Origin of the sequence: Ruegeria sp. HKCCD7559 (assembly GCF_013110575.1) — a bacterium.
In the GTDB taxonomy this organism is placed as follows: Bacteria; Pseudomonadota; Alphaproteobacteria; order Rhodobacterales; family Rhodobacteraceae; genus Ruegeria.
The window spans coordinates 817,650-831,402 of record NZ_WVQU01000001.1 but is presented as its reverse complement, the minus strand read 5'-3'; the positions used below and the strand labels follow the sequence as shown (position 1 = coordinate 831,402).

General features: G+C 59.9%; 16 protein-coding genes. 5 read left to right on the top strand and 11 right to left on the bottom strand.

Annotated features, from left to right (window positions below; translation table 11 throughout):
* Positions 1-117 precede the first annotated feature (117 nt).
* The 3 genes from purF (at position 118) to GS605_RS04190 (ending at position 2,875) form a co-directional block, all read left to right on the top strand.
* Entirely contained in the window at positions 118-1,641 is a 1,524-nt protein-coding gene (purF, locus tag GS605_RS04200; RefSeq protein ID WP_171723152.1) for an amidophosphoribosyltransferase, read from the top strand.
* 298 nt (positions 1,642-1,939) lie between these two features.
* Positions 1,940-2,188, top strand: a complete 249-nt coding sequence (locus GS605_RS04195) for a hypothetical protein (protein WP_171723151.1) — start codon at positions 1,940-1,942, stop codon at positions 2,186-2,188.
* 42 nt (positions 2,189-2,230) lie between these two features.
* Entirely contained in the window at positions 2,231-2,875 is a 645-nt protein-coding gene (locus GS605_RS04190) for an SDR family oxidoreductase (RefSeq protein WP_171632046.1), read from the top strand.
* 60 nt (positions 2,876-2,935) lie between these two features.
* Here GS605_RS04190 and GS605_RS04185 read toward each other — a convergent pair whose 3' ends face one another.
* From GS605_RS04185 to GS605_RS04170, 4 genes are all read right to left on the bottom strand, one after another.
* Complete coding sequence (locus GS605_RS04185; RefSeq protein ID WP_171723150.1) at positions 2,936-3,778, bottom strand: ATP-binding protein; 843 nt, start codon at positions 3,776-3,778, stop codon at positions 2,936-2,938.
* Between the two features lie 116 nt (positions 3,779-3,894).
* Positions 3,895-4,776 (bottom strand): twin-arginine translocase subunit TatC, encoded by an 882-nt coding sequence (tatC, locus tag GS605_RS04180; RefSeq protein WP_171362748.1) that lies wholly within the window; start codon positions 4,774-4,776, stop codon positions 3,895-3,897.
* On the bottom strand, positions 4,773-5,231 hold the full coding sequence (tatB, locus tag GS605_RS04175; protein WP_152458175.1) for a Sec-independent protein translocase protein TatB: 459 nt from the start codon (positions 5,229-5,231) through the stop codon (positions 4,773-4,775). Before tatB ends, tatC begins: the two co-directional genes overlap by 4 nt.
* Positions 5,232-5,237: 6 nt before the next feature.
* Complete coding sequence (locus tag GS605_RS04170) at positions 5,238-5,453, bottom strand: twin-arginine translocase TatA/TatE family subunit (protein ID WP_152458176.1); 216 nt, start codon at positions 5,451-5,453, stop codon at positions 5,238-5,240.
* Between the two features lie 222 nt (positions 5,454-5,675).
* Between GS605_RS04170 and GS605_RS04165 the strand changes: the two genes are divergently transcribed.
* Both GS605_RS04165 and GS605_RS04160 read left to right on the top strand, forming a co-directional pair.
* Positions 5,676-5,981, top strand: a complete 306-nt coding sequence (locus tag GS605_RS04165) for a hypothetical protein (protein WP_171231525.1) — start codon at positions 5,676-5,678, stop codon at positions 5,979-5,981.
* A gap of 21 nt (positions 5,982-6,002) precedes the next feature.
* Positions 6,003-6,674 carry a YafY family protein gene (locus GS605_RS04160; protein WP_171167846.1) on the top strand — a complete coding sequence of 224 codons (672 nt, stop codon included), beginning with the start codon at positions 6,003-6,005 and terminating at the stop codon, positions 6,672-6,674.
* Between the two features lie 58 nt (positions 6,675-6,732).
* On the opposite strand, the gene GS605_RS04155 is transcribed toward GS605_RS04160, so the two are convergent.
* The 7 genes from GS605_RS04155 to GS605_RS04125 form a co-directional block, all read right to left on the bottom strand.
* The gene (locus GS605_RS04155) at positions 6,733-7,899 is read right to left on the bottom strand and encodes a LysM peptidoglycan-binding domain-containing protein (protein ID WP_171723149.1); all 1,167 of its coding nucleotides are present in this window, start codon (positions 7,897-7,899) and stop codon (positions 6,733-6,735) included.
* Between the two features lie 63 nt (positions 7,900-7,962).
* Positions 7,963-8,613 (bottom strand): protein-L-isoaspartate(D-aspartate) O-methyltransferase, encoded by a 651-nt coding sequence (locus GS605_RS04150; protein WP_152458180.1) that lies wholly within the window; start codon positions 8,611-8,613, stop codon positions 7,963-7,965.
* A complete protein-coding gene (surE, locus tag GS605_RS04145; RefSeq protein ID WP_171632035.1) occupies positions 8,610-9,392 on the bottom strand; it encodes a 5'/3'-nucleotidase SurE in 783 nt (260 codons plus the stop codon). The genes GS605_RS04150 and surE overlap by 4 nt, the downstream gene beginning before the upstream one ends.
* 114 nt (positions 9,393-9,506) lie before the next feature.
* Positions 9,507-10,601: an ABC transporter ATP-binding protein gene (locus tag GS605_RS04140; RefSeq protein WP_171115602.1), complete on the bottom strand. Its 1,095-nt coding sequence runs from the start codon at positions 10,599-10,601 to the stop codon at positions 9,507-9,509.
* Between the two features lie 80 nt (positions 10,602-10,681).
* On the bottom strand, positions 10,682-11,731 hold the full coding sequence (locus GS605_RS04135; protein ID WP_171723148.1) for a methyltransferase domain-containing protein: 1,050 nt from the start codon (positions 11,729-11,731) through the stop codon (positions 10,682-10,684).
* Positions 11,732-11,836: 105 nt separating this feature from the next.
* A complete protein-coding gene (locus GS605_RS04130) occupies positions 11,837-12,949 on the bottom strand; it encodes a hypothetical protein (protein ID WP_171723147.1) in 1,113 nt (370 codons plus the stop codon).
* A 2-nt stretch (positions 12,950-12,951) separates the two neighbouring features.
* The gene (locus GS605_RS04125) at positions 12,952-13,731 is read right to left on the bottom strand and encodes an SDR family oxidoreductase (RefSeq protein ID WP_171723639.1); all 780 of its coding nucleotides are present in this window, start codon (positions 13,729-13,731) and stop codon (positions 12,952-12,954) included.
* Positions 13,732-13,753: the final 22 nt, after the last annotated feature.

The window sequence follows — 13,753 nt, the reverse complement described above, 5'->3', positions numbered from 1 at the left end:
CCTATTGGCGTCTTTGTCGCCTGCCACCAAACCGACCGCACGCGCCTTGCAGAGGATCCGATGCCGAACGGCGGTCAACCCTCAGGTCAAATCGTCATAGAAGTTGGAGCCCCTTAAATGTGTGGGATTTTGGGAATCGCAAGCCGGACACATGATGTGTTTGCCGAAATCTATGACGGGCTGCTGATGTTGCAGCACCGGGGTCAAGATGCCTCAGGGATCGTGACCTACAACGGCGAATTCTTCCGGGAAAAGAAGGCCAACGGTCTGGTAAAGGATGTGTTCAACGCCCAGGATGCAGAAACCCTGTTGGGTCGTGTGGGCATGGGGCATGTGCGCTATCCGACGGCGGGGTCCCTCAGCGCGGCCGAGGCGCAGCCCTTTTTCGTGAACGCCCCTTACGGCATCTATCTGGTTCACAACGGCAACATCACCAACACCGCCGAACAGCGCGAAAAGGTTACCGGCAAATACAGCCGTCACCTGCGCACCACGTCAGACTCTGAAATCCTTCTGAACGTGCTGGCCGACAAAGTGGCGGACGCGATCAAGGTGAATGGCAACGGCGAACCCATCCGCAATCTGTTTGCCGGTGTGAAGATGACGATGGAACGCGTTCAGGGCGCCTATTCCGTGATCTGTCTGGTCGCGGGTGTCGGTATGTTGGCCTTCCGCGATCCGTTTGGCATTCGCCCACTTTCGGTCGCCAAACGCGAAGTGGACGGAGACGGTGATGATTACGCCTTTGCCTCGGAAGACGTGGCCTTTGGCATCAACGGCTTTGAAAAGCTGCGTGATCTTCGCCCGGGTGAGGCGATCCTGATCGATCTGGACGGCAACATGCACGAGTTTCAGGCGGTCGAGGGAAAGCTGACGCCCTGCATATTCGAGTATGTCTACCTGGCGCGCCCGGATTCTTTGCTGGACGGTGTTTCGGTTTACAAGACGCAGATGCGCATGGGCCAGACGCTGGCAAAACAGATTCAGGACTCGGGGCTGGAAATCGATCGGATCATCCCGGTGCCCGACAGCGCCCGCCCCGTGGCCCTGGAAGCCGCAAAGATCACCGGCATCCCCTATCGCGAAGGGCTGGTGAAAAACCGGTATGTCGGGCGTACGTTCATCATGCCGGGTCAGGCAGAGCGGCAGAAATCCGTTCGCCGCAAGCTGAATGCCGTGCCGCTGGAATTCGACGGCCATAGTGTTCTGCTGATCGACGATTCCATCGTACGGGGCAACACCATCAAGAAGATCGTTCAGATGTGCCGCGATGCCGGGGCCAAGAAGGTCTATGTCGCCAGCGCCTCGCCGCCGGTGAAATACCCCAATGTCTACGGTATAGACATGCCAACCAAGGCCGAACTGATCGCGAACGGCAAGGAAATCGAAGAGATCCGCGAAGAACTGGGTGCCGACGCCCTGTTCTATCAGCACCTGGAAGATCTGATCTGGGCCGCCAAGGAGGGCAATCCCGAGATCGAAGCCTTCGACTGTTCCTGTTTTGACGGCAAGTACATCACGGGCAGCGTCAGCGAAGGTTATCTGGACAATCTGGAGAACAGCAGCCGTGTCAGCCAGAAGCGCGCCGACATGCAGGTTCCGGGCGAGTCTTGGAACGCGGCGAAACTGGCCTCGGGCTGAGCGGACGAAACGGGACTGACACAGTCAGTTTTCCGTTCTGAGAAGCGAATCAAAACGGCGGAACATCCCGGCCAACCGATAGCTGTCGACCGGCTTGATTGCTGTCATGGGATGTGAATGAGTGGAAATCTGCCACAACCAGTCGGCGAATTCCACGCAATCACAAGGGCTTTATTCAAGGACGCCAAACCGTGATGACACCTGTCCGTGCAGCGCTTTTGTTCGCTTGAGCGTTTTGCTATCTGGCCGCGACCACTCACTCAAAAAGGGGTCCGGGCCACAGCCCGGTCCGCGGATCATGTCAAACGCCAACGTCCAAAGCGCGGCCACACAGCGGGGCGCGCTGAAGAAGAATTCCGTCTCGGTTCTGGGCGTATTCGGGCCGAAAGCGGATATGCGCGCCTTGATGCGCCTGTCATCAGGCCGCGTGAAAGAAGTAAAACCCGGAAGCCGCGTTGCCTCGGGCACAGTTATCGCGATTGATGAGCATGGCATAATGCTGCGACAAAGCGGCCAGACCCGGCGTATCGCCATCCCCGGCGGCTGATCACATCTTGACGCCCCGCGCGCGGGGGTTCAAACCGCAGGCATGACCGATACGACCAAAATCGCCCTGATAACCGGGGCCTCGCGCGGGCTGGGCGCTGCCCTGGCCGAAGCGCTGGCGCCCGAATACCACATTGTCGCCGTCGCCCGGACCACTGGCGGGCTGGAAGAACTGGACGATCGCATCAAGGCCAAGGGTGGCTCTGCCACGCTGGCACCGATGGACATCACCGATCCGAACGCGATGGCAACCCTGTGTCGCGGGATCCATGACCGTTGGGGCAAGGTGGATTTGTGGCTGCATACGGCCATTCACACTTCGGCGCTGACACCGGTACATTTCGTTGACCCCAAGGAATGGACCAAGGCAGTCAACACGAATGCAAACGCAACCTCGGTCCTGATCCCATATGTCGCGCCGCTGCTGGGTGAAAACGGCCACGCGGTGTTTTTCGATGACCCGAAAGCCGGTCACAAGTTCTATGGCATCTATGGTGCCACCAAGGCCGCGCAAATGGCGCTGGCCCGCAGTTGGGCGGCCGAGACCGAACGCACCGGTCCGCGCGTTTCGATCGTGGAACCAGCACCGATGCCGACCGCCGTGCGTGCCCGGTTCCACCCGGGCGAAGATCGCGATGCACTGACGAGCACCGCAGATGAAGCTGCGCGGATCCTGGCGCTGCTTTAGGAAATGGCCCTGACGGGCCATGCCTCCGGCGGGGATATTTTTAGCCAGATGAAGCTGGAATCAGGCGATATGAACGCCGTTCCGCCCGGCCAGATCGACGAAGAACTGCCACGCGACACGGCCTGAACGCGATCCGCGCGTGGCCTGCCATTCAATTGCTTCGGCGCGCAGGATTTCGGCATCGACCGAAACGCCATAGGCGGCACAATAGCGGTCGATCATGGCAAGATATTCGTCCTGATCGCAGGGGTGGAATCCCAGCCACAGACCGAAGCGGTCGGACAGTGATACCTTTTCCTCGACCGCCTCTGACGGGTTGATGGCGCTGGAACGTTCATTTTCAATCATGTCCCGCGGCATCAGGTGACGGCGGTTCGAGGTCGCGTAGAACACCACGTTTTCCGGGCGACCTTCGATACCGCCATCCAGAACGGCCTTGAGCGATTTGTAATGCTGGTCATCGTGACTGAACGAGAGGTCGTCGCAAAACAGGATGAACCGATAAGGCGCCGCGCGCAGGTGGTTCAGCAGACGCGCGACCGAGGCCATATCCTCGCGCTGTAGTTCCACAAGCTTCAGGTCAGGATGATCTGCGCTCAGCGTGCCGTGGACGGCCTTTACGAGGCTGGATTTGCCCATCCCGCGCGCGCCCCACAACAGTGCATTGTTTGCCTTGTAGCCGGCCGCGAAGCGGCGGGTGTTGTCAAGTAACGTGTCGCGCGACCGATTTATGCCGACCAGCAGATCCAGATCGACGCGATTGATCTGTTCGACCGGTTCCAGGCGTTCCGGTTCCACATGCCAGACAAAGGCCGGGGCCGCATTGAAATCCGGTGTGGCCAAAGGCGCCGGCGCCATGCGCTCCAACGCGGCAGCAATACGGTTCAGGGCTTGGTCGTCCATCGGCTTCTCCGGTCAGATACGGATCGGTTCAAAGCATGTTCTGATTGGCGCAACAAGGCCCGCGAACGAAAAAGGCGCGCCCGAACGGGGCGCGCCTCGGCTGTTGTTTCAGCAGGTTACTTGTCGTCTTCGAATTCCCGCATCAGATCTTCGTCCGCTTCGGCTTCTTCATCGTCGTAGTAACCTTCAGCCCGCAACTGCTCTTCCCGCTTCCTTTCAACCCGGGCCACCAGGAAGATCGAAATCTCATATAGGCCATAGACCACCACAAAAAGGATAATCTGCGTGATCACGTCAGGAGGCGTCACGATCGCCGCCAGCACCAGAATGCCGACCACCGCATATTTGCGCACGGCCCCCAGACCCTCGGCGCTGACCAGACCTGCCTTGCCCATGAGGGTCAGAAGAACCGGCAATTGGAAGCACAGCCCAAAGGCCACGATGAACTTGATCGTCAGGTTCAGGTATTCCTGTGCCGAACCCTGAAACACCACGCTCAGCGGCGCGGCCGTCGCGCCATCGGCCACGGCCTCGCCTTCAGCGCCGAATTGCTGGAACCCAAGGAAGAAGTCATAGGCCAGGGGCGTGACGACATAGAAAGCAAAGCTGGCGCCCAGAAGGAACATGAAGGGCGAAGCCAGCATGAAGGGCAGAAACGCATTCTTCTCTGACTTGTAGAGGCCCGGAGCCACAAAGCGCCACATCTGCATCCCGATATAGGGAAACGCCAGAATGAAGCCCCCCAAAAGCGAAACCTTGATCGCGACAAAGAACCCTTCCTGCGGCGAGATGAAGATCAGGCCGCAATCCTGTCCGCGCTCGGTCAGGACCTCACACAAAGGGTTGGTCAGAAAATTGAAGATCGGCGTGGCCACCGTAAAGCAGATGATCATCCCGACCAGAAAAGCCACGACGCAGTGGATCAACCGCGTACGCAGCTCGGCCAGGTGCTCGATCAATGGGGCCGAGGTATCTTCGATCTCGTCGGTCTTGGTCATGTTTCGCCTTCAGTCTTCAGCGCCGCTTCGGCTTCTTCGGCCTTGGCCAGGGCCTCGGCAGCTTCCTTGGCCTTGCGCTCGGCGGCAGCGCGGGCCGTTGAGGCCTGAATTTTCTTGGCCTGTTCGGCTCGCTCGGCTGCCAGTTTACCGGTTTCGCTGTCAGGATCGAACTTGGTGGGATCCATGCTTTTTGCCATATCCTGCGCGGCTTGTTTCACGCCGTCCATGGCCGAACCAACCGGATTCGCGGCGGCGTTGAGACCTTTCTTGATCTCGTTCACACCGGCCTGATCGGCGGCCTCGTTCATGGCGCTGCTGAATTCGCGTGCCATGCCACGGGCCTTGCCGACAAACCGCCCGACATTGCGGAACAAAACCGGCAGGTCCTTCGGCCCGACAACGATCAGGGCGACAATGCCGATGACCAGAAGTTCGGTCCAGCCCAGATCAAACATCTGCGCTTACGCCTTGTCTTTCTCGGTTTCAGGCGTCACGTCCTTGGCCAGTTCCGACGCGTCCTGTTCCAGTTCTTCCGAACCGTCCTTCACACCCTTCTTGAACGCGGTGATGCCTTTGCCGACTTCGCCCATCAGCGAGCTGATCTTGCCGCGGCCAAACAGAACCAGAACCACAACGGCGATCAGCAGAAGACCGGGAAGGCCAATATTGTTCAGCATCTCATTTCTCCTTTTTCATCGGCGCCCTTGTGCGCCGGGAATATGAACTGGGTCCGTGTTTACGCCGCCAGGCCCTGTCCCAAAAGGGATCCGGCACAGATTGAGGGCGAAAATTGACCTCATCTGCAAAAAACTATGGGCTCGCATTTTCCAACTGACAGGTTTATGTCAGTTGGAAGTGGCTAGAACGATGGCATCGAAACCTGGTCAACGGAGACTCACATGACCCATGTTGCTGAAATCGTCACCTTCACTCTTGCCAACGGCACCACCCCTGAAGAGTTTGTAAAGCTCAGCAAGGCATCCGAAGCCTTTGTTCGCAGCGCACCTGGCTTTGCCCATCGACAGCTCAGCCAAGGCGCAGACGGTCGCTGGACCGACTATGTCGTCTGGACGGACATGAAGGCCGCGCAGGACGCTGCGGCACAGTTCCCGCAACAGGAATGTGCAGCAGGCATGATGGCGGCCATCAACCCTGAAAGCGTTCAGATGCGCCATGAGGCTGTATTATGGAACATGACTGCCTAGGCGCGGTCCGGACGGTGTGTCATGCGCCGAACTGACCGCCTGTTCGATATCATCCAGATCCTGCGCGACGGAAAACTGCACCGCGCGCAGGACATCGCGGACCGGCTCGAGGTGTCGGTCCGTACCATCTATCGCGACATGGACACGCTGGTCGCCTCGGGTGTTCCTGTCGAAGGAGAGCGGGGTGTGGGTTACATGGTGCGCGAGCAGATCACCCTGCCGCCGCTGAATCTGACCCCGGCCGAGCTTGAGGCCCTGAACCTCGGCATGGCGATCGTGGCCGAAGCCGCAGATCCAGACCTGAAAGCCGCCGCGAACTCTCTGGCAGACAAGATCGATGCCGTTCTGCCCACACAGGTTGTGGCCGAAGCCGATAGCTGGAAATTCGCGGTCTACCCTTTTGCAGATGCAGCCCGCGGGCTTGCACATATGGCTCCGATCCGCGCCGCCATCAAATCACGCCAAAAGCTTCGGCTGTCCTACCGCCGCATTGACGGCGTTCTGACTGAACGCACAATCCGTCCCTTGCATATGGAATACTGGGGACGGGTCTGGACACTTACCGCATGGTGCGAATTGCGAAACGGTTTCCGTGTCTTCCGTATCGACCTGATCGAATCCGTCTCGCCGCTGCCAGAGATCTTCGCAGACGAGCCAGGAAAACGCCTGAGCGACTACGACCCAAACGCCTGACAGGCAGCCGTATTCAGAAGTGTTTCGGGCAGAGGCACAGCCCGAAACGAGCGATGTATCATTTCAGGTAGGGATCTGGATCCACTGATTCAAACCCTTTGCGCACCTCGAAATGCACATAGGCATCGTCTCCGCCCCTCAACTGCGCCAGCTTTTGTCCACGGCGTACACGATCCCCTTTCTTGACGGTGATGCCATCAACATTGGCATAGACCGTCAGCAGATCGTTTTTGTGTTTGACCACGATGATCGGAACCTGATCCGCGTCCGCGGTAATCGCCGCTACGGTTCCGGCCTCAGCCGCGGTGACGGCTGTGCCGGGGGCCGCAGCGATGTCGATACCTTCGTTCTTGCCCTTTTTATAGCCGCGGATGATGGTGCCGCTGACCGGCAGGGACAGGGCCGTAGATCGCGTGTTTGTCGGGGCTTCGGCCGTCACATCAGGGGCTTCAGCGCGCGGCGCGACCTTTTCGTCGGGCAAGGGCTGCGTGGCACTTGGAGGCGTCGGCGTCGGCGACCCCCGCCCCGGCTCCGTTACCTCGGTGGCCGCAACCGGTGCCGTTGCAGCAGCGCTTTGACGTGGCGCGGATTGGTTCTTGACCGGGATCAACAGAAACTGACCTTCACGCACGGTGAAGTCGGACCCCAGGCCGTTCCATTCCGCCAGCGATTCCACCGGAACCTGATAGAGGCGCGAAATTGTGTACGCCGTCTCGCCGCGCTTGACCTTGTGGCGGACAGGTTCCGGCCCGCTTGCGACGGGCGCCGGGGCTGGCTTGGCGGGCTCCAGCGTCGTCGTCCGGACGCCCCCCGTTTCAGGGGCCTGATCAATGGCGGCTCCGGCAACTGATGCGATATCTACGCCACTGCCTGCACCTACCGAACGCGGCAAGGCCAGAACTTCGCCCTCTCGCAGGGTATCGGTTGTCTGAAGGCCGTTGAACCGCGACAGCTCACCCTCGGGCAGGCCGACACGCGCGGCAACATCGCGCACCGTGTCGCCGCGTCGGGCCACGACAACCTGGTAGTTCGGATAGGTTATCACCCCCCGGCTGTCGGGCGACGGGCGCGACGTTGTTGCCGACTGCACTGCATCAGTGGTCGAAAATCCGCCGACCTGACCGCGCAGGTCGTAATCCAGTGGCCCCTCACACCCGGCCAGAATGGCCAGAGCGGCCACTCCGGTCGCGCAGCGACGCATAGCTGATTTGGATACTGCACTCATAAAACTGTCCTCAACGCCCGCCCCTGTTGTCCGGGGTTCCGGCGACCAAATTTATCAAGCCTGTTACGCCTCGTCCTTGCCAAGCCCCTCAAGCAGAGGCACGAAACGGACCGACGTCAATTCTTCATAGTCCAGGCCGGCCTCGGTGCGCGTTACTTTGATCAACTGCTGCACCGTGTCCGACTGACCCACGGGTAATACCATAATACCCCCGATTTTCAGCTGCGCCAAGAGCGGTCCCGGAGGGTCTTCGGCTGCGGCCGTCACGATGATCCGATCAAACGGAGCCTGTTCCGGCAAGCCAAAGGATCCATCCGACAACATGGCCGTGATATTCGTAAGCCCCAGATCGGCAAAAAGCTTCCCTGTCTCGCTGACCAGCCGCCGATGGCGTTCGACCGTATAGACCCTGCGCGCCAGTTTCGACAGGATTGCGGCCTGGTAACCTGACCCGGTTCCGATCTCGAGCACGGTATCGCGCGGCCGAACGTCCAGCGCCTGCGTCATGAGACCAACGACCGACGGCTGACTGATCGTCTGACCGCAGGAGATCGGCAATGGCATGTCCTCGTAAGCGCGATCTGCGAACAGGCCGGTGACAAAGCGGCCCCGATCAACCTGTTCCATTGCCTCCAGAACGCGCGCATCCGTGACCCCCCGTTTGCGCAGGGCAAACAGGAACTGCATCACGGTTTCTGGGTCCAGTCCGCTCATTCGACCGCCTTCAATGCCTCCAGCATGTCATATGCGGTCAAATCGGCGCGCATCGGTGTAACCGAGATATAGCCTTCCAGATTGACCGCAGCATCCGTTCCCGGCGCAGTCGGGTTATGCTGATAGCCACCCTTGATCCACAGGAACCGCCGCCCCGAGGGCGAGCTGTGCGGCTCGACCGTAAAATGCGTGTCGCGCCGGAATCCCTGCGCGGCAACGCGCGTACCGCGCACTTCATCTGCCGGAACAGGGGGGAAGTTCACGTTGTAAAACAGGCGGTAATCGCCCTGCTCGACCGGGGTTGCATCCAGAATACGCCGGACCAGATCGGCCCCGAACCGCGCGGCAGCCTCGAACGGGTCGTCCAGCCCCAGATTTTGCGGGCCGAAATACTGTGACAGAGCAATCGCAGGAACCCCCTGCAGCGCCGCTTCCATCGCGCCTCCGATAGTGCCCGAATAAAGCGTGTTCTCGGCCGAGTTGTTGCCCCGGTTCACGCCGGACAGGACCAGATCCGGCGGGCAGTCTGACATCACGTCATGCAGCCCCGCCAACACACAATCCGCAGGCGACCCTTCCGCCGCATAACGCCGTTCGCCCAACTTGGCGATCATCGTGGGATGGGTATAGCTGATGCAATGCCCAACACCCGATTGTTCAAAGGCGGGCGCGACCACCCAGACCTCACCATCCGGACCTGCCAATTCGGCAGCGATCGCCTCCAGCGTGATCAAGCCCGGAGCGTTGATCCCGTCATCATTGGTCAGAAGAATACGCATGTGCCCGACTTACCCCCGCGTTTGGCCCTTGATAGACCCAGCCCCGCGATGCGGCAAGCGACGCGACCCTGCAATCTGAGGCTTTCGCGCACCACTTGCACGGAAATCGCGAGGTTAACTCTGCGCCTCGGGGAAAACGAAACATTTGTCGCGACGAATGGTCAGCCACATGACACGGCCCGGATTGGGCACAAAGACATTGGGGACCGTCGCCCTGAGGATCGAGCCGTCGTAGTCCATGCGAAACTCGACCAGGCTTTCGTTTCCCAGAAAACGCGCGCGCTCGACCACGCCCCGCGCGGCAACGCCATCAGTTGCGGTTGGCAGCGGGCCCTTGCCGTTACGGTCGAAATCCAGTTTGACATGCTGGGGGCGAAATACGATCTCGACATCCGTTCCATCCGGAATACCCGGTGCCAGAAACTGGCCGAACGGCGTGTCTGCCAGCGCTCCGTTCACCTGCGCCCGCAACACGTTGACATCACTGAAAAAGGCCACGGCAGCCTTGTCCGCCGGCCGGGTATAGACATTGTATGGCGCGCCCTGCTGGACGATCTTGCCGCGCCGCATCAGCGCGATCTCATCCGCCATCCGCATCGCCTCTTCCGGTTCATGCGTGACCAGCAGAACGGCCGCATCCTCTTCCTTGAGAATGGACAGCGTCTCATCCCGAATACCGTCGCGCAGACGGTTGTCGAGGCCCGAAAAGGGCTCGTCCATCAGCATGATCCGGGGCCGTGGCGCCAAAGCGCGGGCCAGGGCCACACGTTGTTGCTCGCCGCCAGACAGCTGATGTGGGAACCCGTCGATGAACCGCATCAGGTCCACTTTGCGCAAAAGCTCTTCGACCCGGGCTCGTTTTTCGTCCTTGCTGCCTTTCAGGCCAAAGGCCACGTTGTTGGCCACGCTCAGATGAGGAAACAGCGCAAAGTCCTGAAACATCAACCCGATCTCGCGCCGTTCCGGGGGCACCCGAAACACGGTGTCGCAGATCAGTTTGCCATCGACGTAAATCTCGCCCGAGTCCTGCATCTCGACCCCGGCAATCATGCGCAGGGTGGTGGATTTCCCGCAACCTGACGGCCCCAGCAAACAGGTCACCTTGCCGGCCTGCACCGTCAAAGACACGTCATCCACAACGACCCGCCCTTCGAACCGGCGAACAATGTTGCGAATTTCCAGACGCGGAGGAGTTGCGTTACCTGTCACCGATGGACCCCATTGCCTTTCCCGATCAAATCCATCGGGCTTGGGCGGGGATAGCAACCCCGCCCTTCAGGTGCAAGAGATCAGCAGCAACCGCCGGATGATGCGGTTTCGCCTGTTGCCTCGAACGGGCTTTCGCCGCCGCAGCCTTCGAAAATGCCGAAATGGGTGGAAAAATCGCCGATAAAGTCGAAATGGCGGGCAAACCGCGTGTCCCGCAGCATCATCCAGGTATTGCCGCAGACCGGAAAGACCTTGCCGGCTTCGATGACATGGTGATCGTCCAGAACAAACGCATGCGGCGCGTTGGGAACGGTGCCTTTGTAGACCACCGCCTGGCCGTAATCCTCGCAGGTCGGTTCCAGCTCCGGCAGCTTGAACAGACGGTAGGTCGCCGACAGGAATCTGAGCGGGGCAACACGATCCTCCAGCGCAGGATTCTCGATGGTCAGCGGGCGGTGCGTCACCCGGCGCGGATCACCGAAACCTGCCTTGCGCGCCATCGACAGAAAGTCATTCCAGTACAATGCACCCGACAGACATTCGCCATACAGAACCTCATCCGCGGCCATCGCCTGCGGGACACGGCGGTCGGCATAGACGTCCGAGAAATACATCTCGCCGCCTTCTTTCAGCAACCGATGCGCGCCGCGCAGCACGGCATCCTTGTCGGTCGCCAGGTTGATGACGCAGTTCGAGACGATGATGTCGAACGATCCGGGTTCCAGATCCAGTTCCTCCAGCGTCTCGATATAGCCGTGATGGAATTCCACATTGCTTTTGGCGTGCCCAAAGGCTTGGACGTGATAGTCCTGATGCGCGCGGGCAACGTCCAGTTGTTCGGGCGTCATGTCCACACCGACGACCCGGCCCTTTTCACCAACCATGGCAGACAGCGCATAGACGTCGCGCCCCGCCCCACAGCCAAGATCGAGGATCGACATGCCCTCGAGATCCAGAGGCGCGATCAGACCGCACCCGTAATATCGGGTCAGCACATCGTCATGAATCCTGGACAAAATCCGCTTGAGATGATCCGGTATGTCGTCAGGCGTGCAACAGGCGTTGGTCTGCAAGTCCGCACTACTTTGCAGGACTTCACCATAATAATTCCGTACCGAATCGTGTTTCATCGCTGTTCCCCGTCATGCTAGCCTGTACGCAGCTAGTGCAGTGGCCTTGCATTCGCAATCCGGCCACGGTCGTTCTGACGAAAGCGTGAGTGTTCCTGCACCCAACTACTCCAGCAACTCAAAGTCCACACCGGCACGGACAACGCCGTTCACCTGAACCTCAAGCCGATGCGCGCCGGGGATCAGCCTGAAGGTAGAGGCATCACCCTTCAGCCTGTGACGCTTGGCCAACGTGAGCCTGCCGTTGTTCAAAGCCGCCTGTTTCAGCTTGTACACCCTGGGTGATGTTTTTCCCGCAGTGCGCTGAAAATAAATAATATAATCCACCAGAACCGGTTGTTTCCCTGCCCCGGTCAGATCAACGGAAAACTCCAGCGCTTCGCCGATACGGGCCTCGGAACTCAGATCAATTGTCACGGCGATATCCGCATCAGGGTCATATCCCAGCATCTTCATCGCCTCAGGGTGCCCGGCCTTGACCAATCCGCGCAGCGTATGAGAGGTCATCCACTCCAGCTCTGCCGCGGTCTGTCGCGCCTCGGTGCGCCACTTGTCCAGACGCCCCAGCACCAGGCTCGGGTCTTTCTTGGTGATATCATTCAAATGGTTGGCCACCGACCGCGTCACATACCGGGTTGGATCGCCGTGCAACCTGTCCAACAGCGGCAACGGGTCCGTCAGACCCAGATCAATGCCCTGCCCCCATGGCAGACGGGGCCGCGTTCCCTCGCTGACCAATCGGCGCACGTGATAGCTGCCGTGGGTACACCAGTCCTGCATCCGCCCAAGCACCCTGTCTGGGGCATGGTTCAGGAAAGGCCGAATGGCCCATTCCATCGAAAACCGCTGCGTCAGCTCCTCCAACACATCCAGAGACAGATCGACGTGATCCAGCCCGATGGCCGCGACCCATTCACCCAGCGGCGCGAAAATGAAATCGCCAAAATCATCATCCGATCTGGCAGGGTCCAGCGGAGGCGGCAAAGACCGTAAAATCACCGGGGCGACTGTCGGCAAGTCGCCCGGCACGGCCTGTTGCAGGCATGTCGCGATCCAGCTCATACGCTGTTTCAGTTCCAGTTCAGGCAGGCGCGACATGACCTGTGCCTGAAACGCAGAGGCGTCGAAGCCCGGTTCAGCATCCAAGAACAAGTCGCTGAGAAAGCGGACTTTCTCAGCGTTGAACAACTGATCTTTCAACGAAAACCCCTGCGCCATGATCACATCGTCAGGTTGGTCGCACCGCCGTCCAGCAGGATATTCTGGCCAACGATGAAGCCCGCATGTTGCGAACACAGAAACGCGCAGGTCGCACCAAACTCCTGCCGCGAACCATAGCGCCTGACCGGGATCGTCGCCGCTCGGTTGGAACGCGCTTCGTCAATTGAAATACCCTGTTGCGCCGCCACACCGCTGTCCAGAGAATCCGCTCGGTCCGTGGCATGGATGCCCGGAAGCAGGTTGTTGATGGTCACCCCGTGTGGAGCCACCTGACGCGAGGTTCCGGCCACATAGCCCGTCAGACCTGTACGCGCCGCGTTTGACAGGCCCAGAACCGCAATTGGCGCACGCACGGATTGCGAGGTGATATTCACCACCCGGCCCCAACCCTTTTCCATCATTCCGGGAAGCAGGGCCTTCATAAATGCAATCGGCGTCAACATGTTGGCATCCAGCGCCTTGATGAAATCATCACGCTCCCAGTCCGACCACGATCCGGGCGGCGGTCCGCCGGCATTTGTCACAAGTATATCAACGCCCTGCGCGGCCTCGATCACCTGCGCCTGACCGTCGGGCGTGGTCACGTCGCAGGCCACGGTCTGCACCTCAACGCCGTGCTCTGACCGCAGGCGTGCGGCTTCAGCCTCCAACACCTCGGGGCCGCGTGCGTTCATCACCAGATTCACGCCAGCCGCGGCAAGCGCCTCGGCGCAGCCAAGACCCAATCCTTTGCTGCTGGCACAGACCAGCGCGCGTTTTCCTTGAATTCCCAGATCCATCGGATCCTCCCTGTCAGTCATC